Here is a 21029-nt window from a genome sequence, read left to right on the forward strand (position 1 = left end):
CCTCGCACTATCTCTTCGTCGCTGATCTCGTCTGGTTTCATCACGTTGCCCTCCTGGCGTTGCTGGCTTACCCTCTATTGGGACACATCAGTTTGAATCGCACCCGTCCCGCTATGGGGCGGCGAATCCGGCAAAAACTGGTCACGCTGAGGCGCATTCTCGCTTTCGACGCCCAAAGTCCGACAGGCTGCTAGTGCAGTGTTCGACGCTATCTGCGACATAAAACCGCGTCTTTTCGGCCTGGGCCGCGTTGCAAATCCTCGCGATACCGCCCGGTATCGCTGCGGTTTGCGCCTTGCCCAGACCAAAAATCCATCGGTTTTATTTGTCGCATCAAGCATCAAACACTGCACTAGCTCGAGTCTGCTAAAGGGTATCGGAGCACAGCAAGCCAGCGGCCGGCGATCACGGTGCGGCAGCATTGCAGCCCGCGAGAATGCCCCGATGCAAAATCACGCCATGAACACACCAACGTCGCAACGCAAACCCCATGCGCCGCCAGCCAAACGCCGGGGCAGCGCAGACGCAGCCCTCGATGCGTCCGAGCTGCGTCCCGGGCAGTCGATCGAGCTGCTGCATGAGCTGCACATCCTCACGCGCGAAGGGCGCCTCAACCAGGACGCGCGGCGCAAGCTCAAGCAGGTCTATCACCTGTTCCACTTCATCGAGCCGCTGCTGCAAGACTGCGCAGCCCATGGCTACGACCCCGCGCACCGGCCCACGCTGGCCGACCATGGCGCGGGCAAGTCGTACCTGGGCTTCATCCTCTACGACCTGTATTTCAAAGAGCTCGGGCGGGGGTGGATTTACGGCATAGAAACGCGCCCCGAACTCGTCGAAAAATCGCATGCCCTCGCGCAGCGGCTGGGCTTCGAGCGCATGCGCTTTTTGAACCTCTCGGCGGCTGCGTCGGCGCAGGCGGCCGAACTGCCCGAGCGCATCGACATCGTCACGGCGCTGCATGCCTGCGACACCGCCACTGATGATGCGATCGACTTCGGCCTGCAAAAAAAGGCCCGCGCCATGGTGCTCGTGCCCTGCTGCCAGGCCGAGCTCGCCGCCTGCCTGCGCCACGACAAGGCGCTGCACCTTGCGCGCACGCCCTTGGCCGAACTCTGGCGCCACCCGCTGCACACGCGCGAATTCGGCAGCCAGCTCACCAACGTGCTGCGCTGCCTGCGCCTTGAAGCCAGCGGCTACCAGGTCACCGTGACCGAACTCGTGGGCTGGGAGCACAGCCTGAAAAACGAGCTCATCATCGCGCGCTACACCGGGCAGAAAAAACGCAGCGCCGCCGAGCGCCTGCATGCCATCCTGGCCGAATTCGGGCTCGAGGCGACGCTGGGGGCGCGCTTTCGCATCCCTGAGTGACGACAGCAAAATGGCCTGAGCGCGTGGTGCCGAGCGGCCTTGCGCAGCCCGAAAGCCTCGCCTCCTGAGTCAACCTTTCAGCCGTAATGCACCACGCTGCGGATCGACTTGCCCTCGTGCATGAGATCGAACGCGCGGTTGATCTCGGTCAGCGGCATGGTGTGCGTGACGAAAGGGGCGAGGCGGATCTTGCCGGCCATCGCGTCTTCCACCATGCCCGGCAACTCCGAGCGGCCCTTGACGCCGCCAAAGGCGGTGCCCATCCACTTGCGACCGGTCACGAGCTGGAAGGGGCGGGTGCTGATTTCCTGCCCCGCACCGGCCACGCCGATGATCACGCTCTGGCCCCAGCCGCGGTGTGCGCATTCGAGCGCCGCGCGCATCACCTGCACGTTGCCTATGCACTCGAACGAGTGGTCCACGCCCCAGCCCGTCATCTCGACAATGACCTGCTGGACGGGCTTGTCGTGATCCTTGGGGTTGACGAAGTCGGTCGCGCCGAAGGTGCGCGCCAAATCGAACTTGGCCGGGTTGGTGTCCACTGCGATGATGCGCCCGGCGCCGGCGAGTTGGGCCCCATGGATCACCGCGAGGCCGATGCCACCCAGGCCGAACACGGCCACGCTGTCGCCGGGCTGCACCTTGGCCGTGTTCTTCACGGCGCCCAGGCCCGTGGTCACGCCGCAGCCCAGCAGGCACACCTGCTCGGGGTTGGCCTGCGGGTTGATTTTGGCCAGCGACACCTCGGCCACTACGGTGTATTCGCTGAACGTGGAGCAGCCCATGTAGTGGTACACGGGCTGGCCGTGGTAGGAAAAGCGCGTCGTGCCGTCGGGCATCAGCCCCTTGCCCTGCGTGGCACGCACGGCCACGCACAGATTGGTCTTGCCGCTCTTGCAAAACAGGCACTCGCCGCATTCGGCGGTGTAGAGCGGAATCACGTGGTCGCCCGGCTTGACGCTGGTCACGCCTTCGCCCACCTCGACCACGATGCCCGCACCCTCGTGACCCAGCACGGCAGGAAACACGCCTTCAGGATCATCGCCCGAGAGCGTGAAGGCGTCGGTGTGGCACACGCCAGTGTGGGTGATCTTGATCAGCACCTCGCCCTTGCGGGGCGGGGCGACGTCGATCTCTACGATTTGCAGCGGCTTGCCCGCTTCAAAGGCCACGGCGGCACGGGATTTCATGGGCATTTCTCCTCGGAGGACAGGGGGGAGGCGCATTGTAATCAGCGCCCAAAATAATTGGGGTCAGATTCCAATTTTCGGGCGGACTCCGAAGTTCTGATTTAATTGGGGTCAGATTCAAATTTTCGGACACGCCATGGCCCGTCTTCCCCGTTTGACCTTGCCCGGTTACCCGCACCACGTCATCCAGCGCGGCAACAACCGCCAGCGCATTTTTGTCGATCGCGGCGATTTCGAGCACATGCTCGGTTTGCTGGCCGAGTACGCGCAGAAATTCGGTGTCGAACTGCATGCCTACGTGCTCATGGACAACCATTTCCACCTGTTGGCCACGCCCGCGACCGAGCAGGCGCTGCCGCTGATGATGCAAGCCTTGGGGCGCAGTTACGTGCGCTACTTCAACCGGCGCCATGGCCGCACGGGCACCTTGTGGGAGGGCCGCTACCGCAGCACCATGATCGAGTCGGAACGCTATTTGCTTGCCTGCATGGCGTACATAGACCTGAACCCGGTGCGCGCGGGTATGGCGGCGCAAGCTGGTGATTGGCCTTGGTCGAGCTACGCGCACTACGTGGGCTTGCGTCAGGACAGGTTGGTGACGCCGCATGCCCTCTACTGGGAGCTTGGCAACACGCCGTTTGCGCGCGAGGCGGCATACGCCGAACTGGTGCAGGCCGGCATCAGCGCGGCGCAGCAGAGTGCGCTCACGGATGCCACGCTGCGCGGTTGGGCGCTGGGGGAGGGCGATTTTTTGGCCGAGGTGCAAAAAAAATCGCCCCGGCGCGTCGTGCGTTCCAAGGCCGGGCGTCCGGTGCGCATGCCAGAGAGTGTGCGTAAAAGTGCCTTGAATGCACCATCTGGTGAGCACTTGTAGCTATTGTTTTGATGTGTCCCCAAATAAATAGAAGACGGAAAATTTGCCAGATAATTGGAATCTGACCCCAATTATTTTTGTTGCCGCGAATGCTGCAATGCACTAATCTTGCGGCCCTTGCTAGAAATTTGAGGAGTGCGCCATGACTTCGGCTGCCGAGGCCCAGCTTTTGCAACAACAGGGTTTGTATTCATCCGTGCACGAACACGATGCCTGCGGCGTCGGCTTCGTGGCGCATATCAAGGGCGAAAAGAGCCATGGGCTCGTGACCCAGGCGCTCAAGATTCTGGAAAACCTCGACCACCGCGGCGCCGTGGGTGCGGACAAGCTCATGGGCGACGGTGCGGGCATCCTGATCCAGCTCCCCGACGCGCTGTACCGCGAGGAGATGGCCAAACAGGGTGTGAACCTGCCGCCCGCAGGCGAATACGGCGTGGGCATGGTCTTTCTGCCCAAGGAGCACGCCTCGCGCCTTGCGTGCGAGCAGGAAATGGAGCGCGCCATCAAGGCCGAAGGCCAGGTGCTGCTGGGCTGGCGCGACGTGCCGGTGAACCACGACATGCCCATGTCGCCCACGGTGCGCGCCAAGGAGCCGGTGTTGCGCCAGGTGTTCATCGGCCGCGGCAGCGACGTGATCGTGCAGGATGCGCTCGAGCGCAAGCTCTACGTGATTCGCAAGACCGCGAGCGCGGCCATCCAGGCGCTGGGCCTCAAGCACAACAAAGAGTATTACGTGCCCAGCATGAGCAGCCGCACCGTAATCTACAAGGGCCTGCTGCTGGCCGACCAGGTGGGCACTTATTACCTCGACTTGCAGGACGAGCGCTGCGTCTCGGCGCTGGGTCTGGTGCACCAGCGCTTTTCCACCAACACCTTCCCCGAGTGGCCGCTCGCGCACCCGTATCGCTACGTGGCGCACAACGGCGAGATCAACACCGTCAAGGGCAACTACAACTGGATGAAGGCGCGTGAAGGCGTGATGGCTTCGCCCGTGCTCGGCCCCGACCTCAAAAAGCTCTACCCGATCAGCTTTGCCGACCAATCCGACACCGCCACCTTCGACAACTGCCTCGAGTTGCTGACCATGGCCGGCTATCCGATCAGCCAGGCCGTGATGATGATGATCCCCGAGCCCTGGGAGCAGCACACCACCATGGACGAGCGCCGGCGCGCCTTTTACGAATACCATGCCGCCATGCTCGAGCCCTGGGACGGCCCGGCCTCCATCGTGTTCACCGACGGGCGCCAGATCGGCGCCACGCTGGACCGCAACGGCCTGCGCCCCTCGCGCTACTGCATCACCGAGGACGACCTGGTCATCATGGCGTCGGAGTCGGGCGTGCTGCCCGTGCCTGAGAACAAGATCGTGCGCAAGTGGCGCCTGCAGCCCGGCAAGATGTTCATGATCGACCTCGAACAGGGCCGCATGATCGACGACGAGGAGCTCAAGGCCAACATCGTCAACACCAAGCCCTACAAGCAGTGGATCGAAAACCTGCGCATCAAGCTCGATAACGTGGGCGGTGGCGTGTCCGCGGCGCCGCTGGCCTCCAAGGTCGCGCTGCTCGACCGCCAGCAGGCCTTCGGCTACACGCAGGAAGACCTCAAATTCCTGCTCGCGCCCATGGCGCAAAACGGCGAGGAGGGCATTGGCTCGATGGGCAACGACAGCCCGCTGCCCGTCCTTTCCGACAAAAACAAGCCGCTCTACAACTACTTCAAGCAGCTGTTCGCACAGGTGACCAACCCGCCGATCGACCCGATCCGCGAGGCCATCGTGATGTCGCTCGTGAGCTTTGTCGGGCCCAAGCCCAACCTGCTCGACATCAACCAGGTCAACCCGCCCATGCGCCTCGAGGTCAGCCAGCCCGTGCTCGACTTCGCCGGCATGGCCAAGCTGCGCGACATCGAAAAGCACACCCAGGGCAAGTTCAAGAGCCAGGTGATAGACATCACCTACCCGCTCGATTGGGGGCGTGAGGGCGTCGAAGCCAAGCTCGCCTCGCTGTGCGCGCAGGCCGTCGATGCGATCCAGGGTGGGGCCAACATCCTCATCATCAGCGACCGCGCCGTGGGCCCCACGCAGGTGGCCATCCCGGCGCTGCTCGCGCTCTCTGCGATCCACCAGCACCTGGTGCGCGAGGGCCTGCGCACCTCGGCGGGCCTGGTGGTGGAAACCGGCTCGGCGCGCGAAGTGCACCACTTTGCCGTGCTCGGCGGCTACGGCGCCGAGGCCGTGCACCCGTACCTTGCGCTCGAAACCCTGGCCGAGATGCACAAGGAGCTGCCGGGCGAGCTCTCGGCCGAGAAGGCCATCGCCAACTACATCAAGGCCGTGGGCAAGGGTCTGTCCAAGATCATGTCCAAGATGGGCGTCTCCACCTACATGAGCTACTGTGGCGCGCAGCTCTTCGAGGCCATCGGCATCAACTCGGAAACCATAGACAAATACTTCACGGGCACCGCAAGCCGCGTCGAAGGCATGGGCGTGTTCGCCATCGCCGAAGAAGCCATCCGCATGCACAAGGCCGCCTTCGGTGACGACCCGGTGCTGGCCGACATGCTCGACGCAGGCGGCGAATACGCCTGGCGCGCGCGCGGTGAAGAGCACATGTGGACGCCCGACACCATCGCCAAGCTGCAGCACAGCACGCGCGCAAACAACTTCAACACCTACAAGGAATACGCGCAGCTCGTGAACGACCAGAGCCGGCGCCACATGACGCTGCGCGGCCTGTTCGAGTTCAAGATCGACCCGGCCAAGGCCATCCCTATCGACGAGGTCGAACCCGCGAGCGAGATCGTCAAGCGCTTTGCCACTGGCGCGATGTCGCTGGGCTCGATCAGCACCGAGGCGCACGCCACGCTGGCCATCGCCATGAACCGCATCGGCGGCAAGAGCAACACCGGCGAGGGTGGCGAAGACCCGGCGCGCTACCGCAACGAGCTCAAGGGCATCCCGATCAAGAAGGGCGACACGCTCAAGAGCATCATCGGCGCCGAGAACGTCGAGGTCGATCTGCCGCTGCAGGATGGCGACAGCCTGCGCAGCCGCATCAAGCAGGTGGCTTCGGGGCGCTTTGGCGTCACCGTGGAATACCTCACGAGCGCCGACCAGATCCAGATCAAGATGGCGCAGGGCGCCAAGCCCGGCGAAGGCGGCCAGCTGCCCGGCGGCAAGGTGAGCGAATACATCGGCAAGCTGCGCCACAGCGTACCCGGCGTGGGCCTGATCTCGCCGCCGCCGCACCACGATATTTATTCGATCGAGGATTTGGCGCAGCTCATCCACGACCTCAAAAACGCCGCCCCGCACGCGAGCATCAGCGTCAAGCTGGTCAGCGAAACCGGCGTGGGCACGATCGCCGCGGGCGTGGCCAAGTGCAAGGCCGACCACGTGGTCATCGCCGGGCACGACGGGGGCACGGGCGCTTCGCCCTGGTCTTCGATCAAGCACGCGGGCAGCCCCTGGGAAATCGGCCTGGCCGAGACGCAGCAGACGCTGGTGCTCAACCGCCTGCGTGCGCGCATCCGCGTGCAGGCCGACGGCCAGATGAAGACCGGGCGCGACGTGGTCATAGGTGCACTGCTGGGCGCCGACGAGTTCGGCTTTGCCACTGCGCCGCTGGTGGTCGAGGGCTGCATCATGATGCGCAAGTGCCACCTCAACACCTGCCCCGTGGGCGTGGCCACGCAGGACCCGGTGCTGCGCAAAAAGTTCTCAGGCAAGCCCGAGCACGTGGTCAACTACTTCTTCTTCGTCGCCGAAGAGGCGCGCCAGATCATGGCGCAGCTCGGCATTCGCACCTTCGACGAGCTCGTGGGCCGCGCCGACCTGCTCGACATGCGCCAGGGCATCGCGCACTGGAAGGCGCGCGGTCTGGACTTCGGCCGCCTGTTCGCGCAGCCGCCCGCAGATGCTGCGGTGCCGCGCCACCACAGCGAGACGCAAGACCACAACATCGAGCACACGCTCGACCGCCGCCTCATCGAGCGCAGCCGTCCGGCCATCGACAAAGGCGAGCGCGTGCAGTTCATCGAGGCCGTGCGCAACGTCAACCGCAGCGTGGGCGCGATGCTCTCGGGCGCCGTCACGCGCGTGCACCCCGAGGGCTTGCCCGACGACACCATCCGCATCCAGCTCGAGGGCACGGGCGGGCAGTCGTTCGGCGCCTTCCTCACGAACGGCATCACGCTGTACCTGATCGGCGATGCCAACGACTACACCGGCAAGGGCCTTTCGGGCGGGCGCGTGGTCGTGCGCCCGAGCCTGGACTTCCGCGGCGAGGCCACGCGCAACATCATCGTCGGCAACACCGTGCTCTACGGCGCCACGAGCGGCGAGGCTTTCTTCAGCGGTGTCGCGGGCGAGCGCTTTGCCGTGCGCCTGTCGGGCGCCACTGCCGTGATCGAAGGCACGGGCGACCATGGCTGCGAATACATGACCGGCGGCACCGTAGCGGTGCTCGGCAAGACCGGGCGCAACTTCGCAGCCGGCATGAGCGGCGGCGTGGCCTACGTCTATGACGAAGATGGCCAATTCGGCAGCCGCTGCAACCTGGCCATGGTCACGCTCGAGCGCGTGCTTCCCAGCGAGGAGCAGCTCGCCACCATGCCGCGCGCCATCTGGCACCGCGGCCAGACCGACGAGGCGCAGCTCAAGAAGCTGCTCGAAGAGCACAACCGCTGGACCGGCAGCAAGCGCGCGCGCGAACTGCTCGACCAGTGGAGCGTCGCTCGCGGCAAGTTCGTCAAGGTCTTCCCGACCGAGTACCGCCGCGCGCTGGCCGAAATCAATGAGCGAAAAGTGTTTGAAGAGACCGCCAAGCAAGCGCAAGCAGCTACTAAAAAGGAAGCGGTGAGCGCCAAGTGAGCGCAGGCCGGCCCCTGCATTGGGGGCCGGTTCGCACCCCACCCTCTGCACAAGGACACCAACATGGGAAAAATCACCGGCTTCATGGAATACGAACGGCTCGAAGAAGGCTACCGCCCCGTTCCTGAGCGCTTGAAGCACTACCGCGAATTCGTCATCGGCCTCAATGAAGAAGAGGCCAAGGTGCAAGGCGCGCGCTGCATGGACTGCGGCACGCCGTTTTGCAACAACGGCTGCCCGGTCAATAACATCATCCCGGACTTCAACGACCTGGTCTATCGCGGCCAGTGGCAGCGCGCGATCGAGGTGCTGCACAGCACCAACAACTTTCCCGAGTTCACCGGCCGCATCTGCCCCGCGCCCTGCGAAGCCGCGTGCGTGCTCAACATCAACAACGACGCCGTTGGCATCAAGAGCATAGAGCACGCCATCATCGACCGCGCCTGGGCCGAAGGCTGGGTGCAGCCGCAGCCGCCCGCGCGCAAAACGGGCAAGAAAGTCGCCGTCGTCGGCTCCGGCCCCGCGGGCCTGGCCGCCGCGCAGCAGCTCGCGCGCGCCGGGCACGAGGTCACCCTGTTCGAAAAGAACGATCGCGTGGGTGGCCTGCTGCGCTACGGCATCCCCGACTTCAAGCTTGAAAAATCGCACATCGACCGCCGTGTGCAGCAGCTGCAGGCTGAGGGCGTGCAAGTGCGCACGGGCGTGTTTGTGGGCGCGCCCAAGGACGGGCTGGGCAAGGGCGCCAAAATCCTCAACGGCGCCAAAGAAACGGTGACGCCCGAGCAGCTGCGCCAGGACTTCGACGCCATTCTGCTCACCGGCGGCGCCGAGCAGTCGCGCGACCTGCCCGTGCCGGGGCGCGAGCTCGAGGGCGTTCACTTCGCGATGGAGTTTTTGCCGCAGCAAAACAAGGTCAACGCAGGCGACAAGCTCAAGCACCAGATCCGCGCTGACGGCAAGCACGTGATCGTGATCGGCGGCGGCGACACCGGCAGCGACTGCGTGGGCACGAGCAAGCGCCACGGCGCCGCCAGCGTGACGCAGTTCGAACTCATGCCCATGCCGCCCGAGCAAGAAAACAAACCCCTGGTCTGGCCCTATTGGCCGATCAAGCTGCGCACCAGCTCCAGCCACGAAGAAGGCTGCGAGCGTGAATTCGCCATCGCTACCAAGGAATTCCTCGGTGATAAGGGCAAGGTCACGGGCGTCAAGACCGTGCACGTCGAGTGGAAAGACGGCAAGATGGTCGAAGTGCCCGGCAGCGAAAAGGTCTATCAAGCCGACCTCGTGCTGCTCGCCATGGGCTTTCTGGGCCCCGTGTCTGCGGTGCTCGACGCCTTCGGCATCGAAAAAGACGCCCGCGGCAACGCCAAGGCCACGACCGAAGACCAAGGCGGTTACGCAACCAACGTGCCCAAAGTGTTCGCCGCGGGCGACATGCGGCGGGGGCAGAGTTTGGTGGTGTGGGCGATTCGTGAAGGCCGTCAGGCGGCACGCGCCGTTGATGCCTATCTGATGGGTTCGAGCGACTTGCCGCGTTGATGCGGTTGGGCTCGGCACTCGCAAATCGCCCATTCGGGCGTGATGAAATGTCGCAGGCTCGCCGCCTGCGACGCGCGAAGGCCGTCAGGCGGCACGCGCCGTTGATGCCTATCTGATGGGTTCGAGCGACTTGCCGCGTTGATGCGGTTGGGCTCGGCCCTCGCAAATCGCCCATTCGGGCGTGCTGGGAAGTCGCAGGCTCGCCGCCTGCGACGCGCGAAGGCCGTCAGGCCGCACGCGCCATCGATGCGTACCTGATGGGTTCGAGCGACTTGCCGCGTTGATGCGGTTGGGCTCGGCCCTCGCAAATCGCCCATTCGGGCGTGCTGGGAAGTCGCAGGCTCGCCGCCTGCGACGCGCGAAGGCCGTCAGGCCACCCGCGCCATCGATGCGTACCTAATGGGATCGAGCGACTTGCCGCGTTGATGCGGTTGGGCTCGGCCTTCACAAATCGCTCATTCGGGCAGGATGGGAAGTCGCAGGCTGGCCGCCCGCGACGCGCGAAGGCCGTCAGGCGGCACGCGCCGTTGATGCCTATCTGATGGGTTCGAGCGACTTGCCGCGTTGATACGGTTGGGCTTGGCCTTCACAAATCGCCCATTCTGGCAGGATGGGAAGTCGCAGGCTCGTCGCTGTAGGCTCGATCACAGTCCAGTCAATGTGGCGCGACAAACCCAGCTGCACTGCTTGCGCTGGGTGTCAGCGCATCCAACTGGATGGGTCTTTCGGCAGTCGGTGATCGGGGTCATTGACCTCAATGGTGTTTGCGCCTTGGAGCCGGTCTAGTATAGTGTTTGATGCTTGATGCGACCAATAAAACCGATGGATTTTTGGTCTGGGCAAGGCGCAAACCGCAGCGATACCGGGTGGTATCGCGAGGATTTGCAACGCGGCCCGGGCCGAAAAGACGCGGTTTTATGTCGCAGATAGCGTCGAACACTACACTAGATACACCACGACGTTGACTCCACCGTCACACATTTGGCTCGGAAACAGAACGCCAGTGTGACCATGGGCCAGTACGAGATCCCCGAGCACCCAGGTTGGCGGCTCGATGTGTTGCTCCAGCTTCAAGAGTCGCCAATCCTCGCGCCAGTCGTGCCATAGGTCGTCCCAGGGCTCGCCACGCTGAAGCTGGCGCAGGTCAACCAAGCCGCGCAGCGTCACCGTGTACGAACACATCGTGCAGGGCGGCAGGAACGGTGATGTTTGTTGGTATTCGCGCAGCGCGGTCACTTCGTCCAGCGACAGGTATAAGGCTGCAACCCCAGGCCGATTGAAGCGTCCGCCCTTGCGCGCTGCACCTTCGCCACTCAAAGGCCGGCTGGCCCATTGTGGCGAGTGTGCCCGGAACAACGTGGTTCCGGCCGGCAGGTCGTGGAGAATCATCCGACGAATCCGGCGCTGACCGACTCCAGGTAGTCGATAGCGTCTTCCGTCCTGCCTTCTTGTACCAATTGAAACAAGGTCTTGTGGCGGAAGGCGGGGATGGGCTCGTTCTTGATGAGAAAGATGGCCCGCTGCGGGTCTGGCTCCACCGCCGTGGCGGCGGAGAGTACCCGCATCAGATCGCGTAGTGCGGATTGCAGCCGCGGCGATTCGGGATGAATGCGCACTGTGTTGCGATGCACCCCGGCCAGCTCGGCCAGCTCCTGCTGCTGTAGGCCGAGAATGCCGGCAATGCCCGAGGCGGAAAACCGCGACGTACCAGGCTCGCGCGCAGATTTGAGAATGTCGGAGAGGATAGCTGCCATGGGGAATTTCTGTGAGATGTGGGCATATTGAACATTTTAAGCACAATCTATGCACAAAATACCCCGCGGCCCTCTTTCTCTACCCCGCGGCCCTCTTTCTCGACAACCCCACAAGCCCTACGGCGGCTGCGCTGCCGCCGGCGCCGGCAAACCCCCTCGCATAGAATTTGCGCCCCGAGGCTCTAGGGCGCTTGGCGTCCGTTCCAGGTCTATCCTCCATGAACGTTCCGATTGCGTTGACGCAACTGCAGGCGCAGGCCGATGAGGCCGTGCGCTTGCGTGAAATCCCCTATAACTACACCTCGTTTTCCGACCGCGAGATCGTGATCCGGCTGTTGGGCGCGGCGGCCTGGGGCTTGCTCGACCAGCTGCGCAAGGAGCGGCGCAGCATGTCGTCGCGCTCACGCATCTGCGCCGTGGTCAGAATCCCACCCAGAGGATCCCGGACATGGATGTCTGCACCCGCCTGGTAAATCACCAGATCGGCACGCTCGATTTCGCTCCAGCATGAGCGCAATGCCTTGAAATAGTCCTTCGCATTGGTGCGCGGCCCGTGAAACTGGCGGATCCAGCGCAGGCCATGCCGTTCGATGATGTCCTGCGTCCCATCGCCCCAGTGCTGGTCGCCATCCACGATGAACACACGGTCACAGAGTTTTCCTGGCGCGCCACCAAAGCCGCCACCAGCAGACCATTGAAGGTGCAGAAACAACCGCCATAGTCATACCCAGCGTGGTGAAACCCTGATGTCGGCGAACAGGTGACAGGACGGCCGCTTTGCTCGCGTTCCGGGCAGACCGCTTCACGGGGCGCGGCAATGATTGAGCCAACGGTGTAGAGCAGGCTGCTGGCCATTGCTGGGGATTTGTTGCCAAATCCATTGGGCAGTCGGCCATCCAGGACGCCGTCGACATGGTCGGCGTCGTGTGCCAGCTTGAGCTGCTCGCGGGTTGCCGACTCGAAGGATTCGATCTTGGCAAATATCATGCGGTCAAGCTGATTGACGAATGCACGTGGCTTGAGTGGAGAGAGGGAGTAGCTGGAAGCGTCGGCCACCATTTCGTCCCGGGAAAAAATCTTCATGTAACCTCCTTGATCTGGGTAAGTGATGCTTCGGACCAGAGAAGCTTTAGAGCCTCCCTGGCTGTTTTTCCTCACTGGCTCAGTGCCAGCTCCCTGCGCCGCGTGGCAATCGGGTCTGCTTCCTTTCCTTTGCATTTGACTGACTTAGCGTGTGTCGGCAGGGCACAGGCATGCCTGGACGTCACGCCTTGCGGCGCCTGCCCGACCGGGATCCATACAAATCCGGACTTCTTGTGGCTTGCACCGAGATGCATTTGTCCGTCCTGCACCTGCATTGAGATGGCTCGAAAGCCTTTGGGCAGTTGGGCTTTCGCCGCTGCCCTGCTCCAGCAACTGGCGCTGGCGCACCTGCTGCTGATGGCGCAGCAGCTCACGCTGCGCTTTTTTCACCAGGCTTTCCCGCTGCTGGCGATCCAGCGTCTGGTCGTTGAGAATTCGAATCACCTTGCGGGCGATGGCCCGCTCCACCGGATCGGTGGACTTGGATTCAACAAAGTGGGTCTCGAGGGTGACAGACATGGCAACTCCTTTTTCCGTTTAGGTCTGAACACGCCGCGATCGCGCAAGGTGCAACACAAGGCCGGGAAAGATCTGGTCTGAGCCAGTTCTTTTAGGCATGAGTTGTCCCTTGCCGCGAAAGGTGGCAGCCCCGCCGCGCCAAACAGGCGTGCGCGGACGCACCACCGCTGTCGCGGCGATCAACGTTCAAGGCCAGCTACGGAAGTCAGCGCGTCATACGCTGGGGGAAGATGCAATTCACAGATGGCTCTCCAGAAAATTCAAGTTACGGAAATGGCTTCCGGATTTCCGGAGAGCCGGCTCTTTAGCCAGAATTTGTGAGTCGCCCCGGCAATTTGTCGATTAAATCCGGCGACGGGCTTTTACACCCAGAAAAACAAAACCCACCTGCAGTTGTGTTCGGCTGGACGGTTTGCTGTCATTGCAAGGGGCCCGGTCAAAAACCCTGAGGCGGGTGTTATCGCTTTAGCTGAAATTTTTACGTGCCCGCAATCTGCAAGTCAAATCGGCACGGGTGAGATTATAAAAATTCTCGTTTTGAAAGTCAATGGATGTTCAGGTTAGATACTGAGCCGTTGCTCTATTTCTTTATGCGAAACCACTTTGCTCTGCCGTACACAGCCCAGTGGGTCGGTGCGGGCGCACCAGTCGCGTCTTGGCCATTGTGTGGGCGGCGTCACATGCGATTCGAGCAGCCGCGTGCTGCTCACGCGAAGATCCATGATGCGTTTGCCGGGTACTGTAGCGTTCTTCCTCCCAGAGGATATCCATTGTAAAACCCGACTGGAATATGCACCCCGGTAGTGTGTGCCTACCTGTCGCATCCCCGACGATCATATAGACTCCCGCCGCTATCCCCTGTTCATGGCCCGGGCCGTTCAGCGAGATCATGAGCCGAGAGTCGGGCTGGGCCCCAGCCCTTTGCTGACATGCACTAACAGCTATCGCTTTTGAATTTTTTGCAGTGCTTGCCGGAGTGCAGCAAGACCACTGAAATGTCATCCTGCGCCCCGTTCCGACGGAACGCGCTGTGCAGTGCACGCAAACCTTCTTGAGGCGAATTTGCCGCCCCCCAGATCGCTTGCATTTGCACATCGCTCAGAACGCTATGCAGACCATCGGTGGCCAGTAGATAGGCATCGCCGGGCTCAGCCCTCCCATGCCAGATATGGAGCCAGTCTTCTTGCTCGGTGCAATCTTCGTTTGGATCTTCATCGGCATCCAGCACCAGGCAGTGCAGCAGGCCCTGGTACATAGAAGCATATGCATCCGCCTGCCCAGCCTCCGCATCTCCATCGTCGAGCATCTGTTGCCACACCGTATGGTCGCGGCTGAGTTGCAGCCACTGTACGCCGCCATCGATCTGCGGGCGCAGCCGCCAGATGCGTGCATCCCCGCTGTTGACGGCGCAAACCTGACCATCGGAATAAAGCAGGCTTGCCAGTGTGCAGGCCGCGCCACGGGTGTGGGGCCGCAGGTGCTGAGCCCGCCAGTTTAGCCGTGCCTGGCGCACCAGGGCTGGCAATTGCCGAGCTGACAGCGGCGTGGCCAGGCGTTCAGGGTGTAGCACCTGCAAAAAACTGCGGCTGGCCAGATCGGCGCAGGGGCTGGATGCCACACCATCGGCTACCGACAGCCATGCAATACCACCGGGTGCAACGCAGTCCCATTGCCCCATGGGCTTTTGCTGGATGTGGCGTTTCCGATGGATCGTTTGCAGCACTAGCGCATCTTGCTGCATTGTGTGGTGCAGGTACGCTGGGCGCATGATTTGCTGGAAGGCCGCAATGCGCAGAATGTCACTAGAGGCAGCCATGTTGCTCCAACAATTGGGCAATTTGATCGCCGAATTTCTGGATGCTGTCGTTGCGAGTCAAGCCGTAGCGGTTGACCATGAAGGGGATGATGGCGACAAGGGTGCCGTCGGCGTTGAGGCTCCACCATAGATCTCGACCATCGATGGATACGTGGTTGAAGCTCGTATTCTCGGCATGGAAAGCGCGCTTGAAGTCGGTACGGTAATCCTTGCCCAAGCATAGGATCAGCTTGGGCTTGGCAGTATGGGCCCATTGCCGCATCCTCGGGAAGCGGTGCGTTTGGCACCACTTGATATAAGCGGCCTTTGTGTCGAAACCGGTCGCCTCAGCAAATTCTGCATGCCAGCGGACCCGGTTGGTGTCCTTGAACGCTATCGGGTAGAGATTGAGCTTGAAATAACCCGAGGAGCCTTGGGCGAAGGGCTGTGCCTGTTGGCAAAAATCGCGGTATTCCGACACCTTTTGACCGTTGATGGCGGAAAGTATCTTCAGTGCCTGCCGATTGAAAATGTGCTTCAGGTTGTGCGTGGCATCACCATATCCAGGTCGAGGCAGAGATTCATCGCACTGCATTGCGTCTCTGAGCTGCTCAGTGCTTTGGTTCCCGCCCCACTCAATGCCGCACACCCAAATGGAGTGGCGCCCGGGGCTGCCGATGTCGCCGCCATCGCAGCCCGCATAGGACAAAGCCCATTTTTCAAAATCTGGGTTGGCTGTCATTTTCTTCCTTTCGAAAACTCTCGTGAAGTTCTGGGTTCGACCGTCGGGCCAGAGGCTGCTAGAGTCACATTATCGCTATCGCTGCGACAAATCGTGTCGCAGAATTTAGTCACGTCGGGGTTTTGCTCACAAATTGGAAGTGAAAATCACGAAACTTTCAGGTCGGCGATCTCAAGTCCGAGGTGCAACACCACCCCCTCAGGTAAATTGCGCAGATGAGCAGGCGCTAAATACTCGGCGAATCATTTCGTTCATGCAGCACTGTGAGTCGCTATTCGTGCGACACATCATGTCGCACACATCCCAATAATAGCCCCCATCGTCTTGATGGAGGTCTTTATGGTGATACGCCATTTCCGTTACGCCAGCCACGCTGTGGACATTCCCCCGCTCATCCGGCTTTGGCTGTTGCGCATCCTGGTACCGCTGGGGGGGCAGCGCAAGTTTCTGAGCCCGGATGGGTTTGCCATCGACGCCTTGGCAGAAACCATTGGTCTGGGGCATTGGATTGACCCTTCGCCCAAAGACTTGGACCTGAAAGTCATACGGGCAGAGCTACGACAACTCCATCAAAACGCAGAAACGCAATGGGCCAAGGAACCAGTGTCGGCCCGCATGCATGACAACATAGAGCAACTGTCCAAGCTGGTAGGTTTAAACAACGTCGATTGCCGAATCTTGGAGTTCGCGGTGGCGATTCACAACGAACGCCTGCTCGACGATGCGGCCGACTGGCTGGAGCAGCTCTCGACGGTCAAGGTCTTTCATGCCTTGTCGGTCATTTTGAACTTGCCTGAACACGACATCCGCGCTTCGTTGAGCGCGCAAAGCATTCTCGCGCGTTCGGGTCTGCTCGCTGTAGAGCGCAAAGGCGCAGGTACCCTGAGGGGCAAACTGAATTTGCTGTCCGACTCCTTCGCCGACCTGATGGCGAGTGCCGAAGCAAATCCAATCCATCTGCTGAGCGGCACCGTTTCCATGGCCAGCCAGGGGCAGTTGCGCTTGTCGGACTATGAGCATATTCAGCCATCGCTGGGCATCTTGCAGCCCTATCTTCACCGCGCCCTCAGAGAGGGGCGGCGCGGTGTCAACATCTTCGTACATGGCACCCCGGGAACCGGCAAAAGCCAGCTGGCGCGCGCGTTGGCTGGCGATCTGAAGTGTGAGCTGTATGAGGTAGCCTGTGAAGATGAAGATGGTGATCCTGTCAGAGGGGAGCTTCGTTTGCGCGCCTTTCGGGCCGGGCAAAGTTTTTTTTCGCAACGGCGCGCGCTGATGGTCTTCGATGAAGTCGAAGACGTCTTCAACGACGGAGAAGGTTTTTTCGGGCGCAGAAGCACTGCGCAGCTGCGCAAGGCCTGGATCAACCGCATGCTCGAAGAAAACCCCGTACCCACCTTGTGGCTGTCCAACTCCATCAAAGGGCTCGATCCCGCCTTCATGCGCCGCTTTGATATGGTGTTCGAGCTGCCTGTGCCTCCCAGAAAGCAACGCGAGCGGATTTTGCAAGAAAGCTGTGGCGATTTGCTCGACAGCTCCCGCATTTCCCGTATCGCAGAGGTCGAGACTCTGGCGCCTGCAGTGGTCGCCAAAGCCGCTGGGGTCGCACGCTCCATCCGAGAAGATGTGGGGTCAGCGCAGGCTGCCGCAGCGTTCGAGCACTTGATCTGCAGCACGCTCGAAGCGCAAGGGTTGCGGGCGCCGCTGGCGCATGACCCCAACCGTCTGCCCCCAATCTACGATCCACGCTTTATAAACGCCAATGCTGACCTCGACGCCGTCTCTCGCGGTTTGGTGGCCGCACGAGCGGGCAGGCTTTGTCTGTACGGACCGCCAGGCACGGGCAAGACCGCTTATGCACGCTGGCTCGCCCAGCAGCTCGGGGCCCCAATCCTGGTCAAGCGCGCATCAGACCTGATGTCCAAGTGGGTTGGGGAGAGCGAGAAAAACATCGCCCGCGCTTTTCGTGAGGCTGAACAAGAAAAAGCCCTGCTCTTGATCGATGAAGTGGACAGCTTCCTGCAAGACCGCCGGGGGGCGCATCGAAGCTGGGAGGTGAGCCAGGTCAACGAAATGCTCACCCAGATGGAGTCTTTCGCTGGCGTGTTCATCGCTTCCACGAACCTGATGCACGGGTTGGATCAGGCGGCGCTACGGCGGTTCGACCTCAAGGTCAGGTTCGACTACCTGCGAGCCGACCAGGCGTGGGAGCTTTTGTGTCGTCACTGCGCTGACCTTGCGCTCGCAACGCCCGCACCGGAGCACCAAGCAGGGATTGCACGCTTGCAACGGTTGACGCCCGGCGACTTTGCCGCCGTGCTGCGCCAGCATCGCTTTCGTCCCATCGAATCTGCAACGGCGCTGCTTGCTGCACTCGAAGCAGAATGCGCCCTCAAGGAAGGGGCGCCCAGGCCCGTGGGATTTTTGTGACCGCCCCTGCGTCGATCATTCAGGTTAGGAGCCTGTCGGACTTTGGGCGTCGATAGCGAGAAGGCGCCCCCCGCGAGACCAGTTTTTGCCGGATTCGCCGCCCCATAGTGGTGCTATGGGGCAAGAAGCCGGTAAAAAATGGGCCGCTGCGGCACATCCGCAGCCGACGATTCCAAAGTCCGACAGGCTCCTAGTGTAGTGTTCGACACTATCTGCGACATAAAACCGCGTCTTTTCGGCCCGGGCCGCGTTGCAAATCCTCGCGATACCACCCGGTATCGCTGCGGTTTGCGCCTTGCCCAGACCAAAAATCCATCGGTTTTATTTGTCGCATCAAGCATCAAACACTACACTAGCGCAACCTTACCCGGAGACCATTGTGCGAGTGCTTTCAAAATCGAAGCTGTTGGCGTGGCGCCAGTGCCCCAAACGCTTGTGGCTCGAAGTCCATCGCCCTGACTTGCGTGAAGACTCTGCCGCCACCCAGGCCAGCTTTGCCATCGGTCATCAGGTCGGCGACATTGCGCGCCAGCTTTATGACCCCTTGGGCAAGGGGAAATTGATCGACCTGCATGCCGAAGGGTTCGATGCTGCATTCGAGCGCACCCAAGCTCTGCTGCAGCGAGCCCAGCCGATCTTCGAGGCAGGTTTTCGGGCCAAGGGGGCGCTGGCTTTTGCCGACGTCCTGTTGCCCGAGCAAAAAGGCCGCACACTCACCTGGCGCATGGTCGAGGTGAAATCTTCCACTTCGGTCAAGGATTACCACCGCGACGATGCAGCCGTGCAGTCATTCGTTGCCCGCGCATCGGGCGTGCCGCTCACCGCCATTGCGCTTGCGCACATCGACAGTTCCTGGGTATATCCAGGCAACGAAGACTACGCCGGGCTGCTCGTGGAAAACGACCTGAGCGCAGAAGCCTTCGGTCGTGGCGAAGAAGTGGGCGGCTGGATTGCCGAGGCGCAAAAAATCGTCGCGAAGAAAAATGAACCTGCGGTAACGACTGGCACTCACTGCTCCAGTCCTTACGACTGCGGCTTTCTCACGTATTGCCAGAGCCAGGAGCCGCAGGCCGAACAGCCTATCCAGTGGCTGCCCGGACGCTGGGGATCACAACTGTCGGCGCACGTCCAAACCCACGGCATTACCGAGTTGCGTGCAGTGCCCGATGATGTGCTCAACCACAAACAGCGGCGCGTCAAAGCCGTCACTCTGTCCGGGCAGGCCTATTTCGACGCCCAAGCTGCTGCGCAAGCTTTGGCGGCGCACAAATTGCCGGCTTACTTCATGGACTTCGAAACCATCCAGTTTGCCGTGCCGATCTGGAAAGGTACGCGGCCGTACCAGCAGATACCCTTCCAGTTCAGCGTGCATCGCTTGTCAAGGGCAGGAAAGCTCAAGCAGCATGCGTTTCTCGACCTCTCCGGGCAAGACCCGTCCAAAGCCTTTGCCGAAGCACTGATTGCCGCGTGTGGCGAGCGCGGCCCCATCTTCGTTTACAACGCCGCCTTCGAGACCACCCGCATTCGCGAACTTGCGCAGCGTTTCCCGCAGCTTGCCCAACCGTTGTTGGCGCTGAATGAACGGGTGGTCGATCTGCTGCCTATTGCACGCGAACACTACTACCACCCCGACCAGCGTGGCAGCTGGAGCATCAAGGCGGTGTTACCCACCCTCTGCCCCGACTTGCGCTACGACGATCTCGACGGCGTGCAAGACGGTGGCATGGCCATGAATGCCTATCTGGCGGCCCTGGCGCCGCAGAGCAGCGCGGCACGCAAGGCAGACATCGAGCGGCAATTGCTGGCCTACTGCGCACTCGACACCTATGCCATGGTGCGCCTATGGTCGGTTTTCAGCGGCACGTCCTGGAAAGACTGATATGGCCAAACGCCCCGATACCCTCGAAACTGTGCTGTTGGCCCTGGAATTGCTGCGCCGTATCCCGCGTGGGCGCAAGGTGACGGCGAGCGAACTGCACCGGCAACTCAAAGACGCAGGCATCGACCGCGACCTGCGCACAATTCAACGGCAACTCGAAATGTTCAGCGACCATTTCGAGATCGAGCGCGACGACCGTAGCAAGCCCTATGGTTATTGCTGGCTGGAACAGGCCAAGGCACTGGCCGTGCCCAACCTCACGCCGCAAGAGTCGTTGCTGTTGCGCTTGGCCGAAGAACACTTGAAAAACCTTTTGCCAGTCCGCTTGATGAAGTCCATGGAGGGCTTTTTCAGCCAGGCCCGGCGCAACCTGGGCCCGGACAGCACGGCGCAGCTGGAGCGCGAGTGGCCGGGCAAAGTGCGCGTGGTTGCCACCAGCCAGCCCCTGCTACCCCCCCAAATTGCGCCCGGCGTGTTCGAGGCCGTGAGCGAAGCGCTTTACGCCAACCGTTGGCTGGACCTCGACTACCAAAACGCCGCCGGCAAACGCGCCAAGGTGCAAGTCATGCCACTGGGGCTGGTACAGCAAGGCCCGCGGCTGTACCTCGTCTGTCGCTACCAGGGTTATGACAACGAGCGCAATCTTGCATTGCACCGCATCCATTCGGCAGAGGTCTCGACGCTGACTTTCGCTCGCCCCAAAGGCTTCGACCTCAAGATGTACGACGACGACGGACGCTTCGGCTTTGGCGAAGGGGAGAAGATTCGCCTCACCTTCCGCATCGAACGCGGCGCCGGCCTGCATTTGCTGGAAACACCGCTGTCGAGAGATCAGCAGGTGGAGGAACTTGGCGACGGGAAACTCAAAATCAGCGCCACCGTAGTGGATAGCGCGATGCTTGATTGGTGGCTGCGGGGGTTTGGCGGGGCGGTGAGTGAGGTGGACAAAAAGTCAATGAAAAACGAGGAAACATGAT

At 61.7% G+C, this 21029-nt stretch carries 15 protein-coding genes and 1 pseudogene; 9 read left to right on the forward strand and 7 right to left on the reverse strand.

Annotated features, from left to right (window positions below):
• Together PYV55_RS00785 and PYV55_RS00790 are read left to right on the forward strand one after the other, a co-directional pair.
• A partial coding sequence (locus tag PYV55_RS00785; RefSeq protein ID WP_275848354.1) for a hypothetical protein occupies positions 1-194 on the forward strand: 194 nt, incomplete at its 5' end.
• 265 nt (positions 195-459) lie between these two features.
• Complete coding sequence (locus PYV55_RS00790) at positions 460-1371, forward strand: class I SAM-dependent methyltransferase (RefSeq protein WP_275848356.1); 912 nt, start codon at positions 460-462, stop codon at positions 1369-1371.
• 77 nt (positions 1372-1448) lie between these two features.
• On the opposite strand, the gene PYV55_RS00795 is transcribed toward PYV55_RS00790, so the two are convergent.
• On the reverse strand, positions 1449-2561 hold the full coding sequence (locus tag PYV55_RS00795) for an S-(hydroxymethyl)glutathione dehydrogenase/class III alcohol dehydrogenase (protein ID WP_275848358.1): 1113 nt from the start codon (positions 2559-2561) through the stop codon (positions 1449-1451).
• Positions 2562-2697: 136 nt separating this feature from the next.
• Between PYV55_RS00795 and PYV55_RS00800 the strand changes: the two genes are divergently transcribed.
• From PYV55_RS00800 to PYV55_RS00810, 3 genes are all read left to right on the forward strand, one after another.
• A complete protein-coding gene (locus tag PYV55_RS00800; RefSeq protein ID WP_275848360.1) occupies positions 2698-3435 on the forward strand; it encodes a transposase in 738 nt (245 codons plus the stop codon).
• A gap of 142 nt (positions 3436-3577) precedes the next feature.
• The gene (locus PYV55_RS00805) at positions 3578-8308 is read left to right on the forward strand and encodes a glutamate synthase-related protein (protein ID WP_275848362.1); all 4731 of its coding nucleotides are present in this window, start codon (positions 3578-3580) and stop codon (positions 8306-8308) included.
• A gap of 63 nt (positions 8309-8371) precedes the next feature.
• Entirely contained in the window at positions 8372-9850 is a 1479-nt protein-coding gene (locus PYV55_RS00810) for a glutamate synthase subunit beta (RefSeq protein WP_275848364.1), read from the forward strand.
• A 939-nt stretch (positions 9851-10789) separates the two neighbouring features.
• Here PYV55_RS00810 and PYV55_RS00815 read toward each other — a convergent pair.
• Positions 10790-11239, reverse strand: coding sequence for an RES family NAD+ phosphorylase (locus PYV55_RS00815; protein ID WP_275848366.1), 450 nt, complete (start codon positions 11237-11239; stop codon positions 10790-10792).
• On the reverse strand, positions 11236-11604 hold the full coding sequence (locus PYV55_RS00820; protein ID WP_275848368.1) for a helix-turn-helix domain-containing protein: 369 nt from the start codon (positions 11602-11604) through the stop codon (positions 11236-11238). The genes PYV55_RS00815 and PYV55_RS00820 overlap by 4 nt, the downstream gene beginning before the upstream one ends.
• 218 nt (positions 11605-11822) lie before the next feature.
• Here PYV55_RS00820 and PYV55_RS00825 point away from each other — a divergent pair.
• Positions 11823-12026, forward strand: a pseudogene (locus PYV55_RS00825) (DUF3683 domain-containing protein); the annotation flags it as partial.
• Positions 12027-12078: 52 nt separating this feature from the next.
• On the opposite strand, the gene PYV55_RS00830 reads toward PYV55_RS00825, so the two are convergent.
• From PYV55_RS00830 to PYV55_RS00845, 4 genes are all read right to left on the reverse strand, one after another.
• Positions 12079-12687 (reverse strand): arginase family protein, encoded by a 609-nt coding sequence (locus PYV55_RS00830; protein ID WP_275848372.1) that lies wholly within the window; start codon positions 12685-12687, stop codon positions 12079-12081.
• A gap of 144 nt (positions 12688-12831) precedes the next feature.
• The gene (locus tag PYV55_RS00835; RefSeq protein WP_275848374.1) at positions 12832-13206 is read right to left on the reverse strand and encodes a hypothetical protein; all 375 of its coding nucleotides are present in this window, start codon (positions 13204-13206) and stop codon (positions 12832-12834) included.
• 934 nt (positions 13207-14140) lie between these two features.
• The gene (locus PYV55_RS00840; RefSeq protein ID WP_275848375.1) at positions 14141-15022 is read right to left on the reverse strand and encodes a PP2C family protein-serine/threonine phosphatase; all 882 of its coding nucleotides are present in this window, start codon (positions 15020-15022) and stop codon (positions 14141-14143) included.
• Positions 15009-15743, reverse strand: a complete 735-nt coding sequence (locus tag PYV55_RS00845) for a hypothetical protein (RefSeq protein WP_275848377.1) — start codon at positions 15741-15743, stop codon at positions 15009-15011. Before PYV55_RS00845 ends, PYV55_RS00840 begins: the two co-directional genes overlap by 14 nt.
• Before the next feature lie 339 nt (positions 15744-16082).
• Here PYV55_RS00845 and PYV55_RS00850 point away from each other — a divergent pair, with 339 nt between their 5' ends.
• The 3 genes from PYV55_RS00850 (at position 16083) to PYV55_RS00860 (ending at position 21028) form a co-directional block, all read left to right on the forward strand.
• Entirely contained in the window at positions 16083-18173 is a 2091-nt protein-coding gene (locus PYV55_RS00850) for an AAA family ATPase (protein ID WP_275848378.1), read from the forward strand.
• 250 nt (positions 18174-18423) lie between these two features.
• Positions 18424-20052 carry a DUF2779 domain-containing protein gene (locus PYV55_RS00855; RefSeq protein WP_275848380.1) on the forward strand — a complete coding sequence of 543 codons (1629 nt, stop codon included), beginning with the start codon at positions 18424-18426 and terminating at the stop codon, positions 20050-20052.
• Positions 20000-21028 (forward strand): helix-turn-helix transcriptional regulator, encoded by a 1029-nt coding sequence (locus PYV55_RS00860; RefSeq protein ID WP_275848382.1) that lies wholly within the window; start codon positions 20000-20002, stop codon positions 21026-21028. The genes PYV55_RS00855 and PYV55_RS00860 overlap by 53 nt, the downstream gene beginning before the upstream one ends.
• The last annotated feature ends 1 nt before the right edge of the window (position 21029 follow it).

Origin of the sequence: Extensimonas soli (assembly GCF_029211265.1) — a bacterium.
Classification (GTDB): domain Bacteria; phylum Pseudomonadota; class Gammaproteobacteria; order Burkholderiales; family Burkholderiaceae_C; genus Extensimonas; species Extensimonas soli.

Coding starts and splice junctions, on each gene's coding strand:
- PYV55_RS00795 (WP_275848358.1), bottom strand. CDS start 2,561: ATGAAATCCCGTGCCGCCGTGGCCTTTGAAGCGGGCAAGCCGCTGCAA.
- PYV55_RS00850 (WP_275848378.1), top strand. CDS start 16,083: ATGGTGATACGCCATTTCCGTTACGCCAGCCACGCTGTGGACATTCCC.
- PYV55_RS00860 (WP_275848382.1), top strand. CDS start 20,000: ATGCCATGGTGCGCCTATGGTCGGTTTTCAGCGGCACGTCCTGGAAAG.
- PYV55_RS00830 (WP_275848372.1), bottom strand. CDS start 12,687: ATGAAGATTTTTTCCCGGGACGAAATGGTGGCCGACGCTTCCAGCTAC.
- PYV55_RS00810 (WP_275848364.1), top strand. CDS start 8,372: ATGGGAAAAATCACCGGCTTCATGGAATACGAACGGCTCGAAGAAGGC.
- PYV55_RS00820 (WP_275848368.1), bottom strand. CDS start 11,604: ATGGCAGCTATCCTCTCCGACATTCTCAAATCTGCGCGCGAGCCTGGT.
- PYV55_RS00815 (WP_275848366.1), bottom strand. CDS start 11,239: ATGATTCTCCACGACCTGCCGGCCGGAACCACGTTGTTCCGGGCACAC.
- PYV55_RS00805 (WP_275848362.1), top strand. CDS start 3,578: ATGACTTCGGCTGCCGAGGCCCAGCTTTTGCAACAACAGGGTTTGTAT.
- PYV55_RS00840 (WP_275848375.1), bottom strand. CDS start 15,022: ATGGCTGCCTCTAGTGACATTCTGCGCATTGCGGCCTTCCAGCAAATC.
- PYV55_RS00845 (WP_275848377.1), bottom strand. CDS start 15,743: ATGACAGCCAACCCAGATTTTGAAAAATGGGCTTTGTCCTATGCGGGC.
- PYV55_RS00835 (WP_275848374.1), bottom strand. CDS start 13,206: ATGTCTGTCACCCTCGAGACCCACTTTGTTGAATCCAAGTCCACCGAT.
- PYV55_RS00790 (WP_275848356.1), top strand. CDS start 460: ATGAACACACCAACGTCGCAACGCAAACCCCATGCGCCGCCAGCCAAA.
- PYV55_RS00800 (WP_275848360.1), top strand. CDS start 2,698: ATGGCCCGTCTTCCCCGTTTGACCTTGCCCGGTTACCCGCACCACGTC.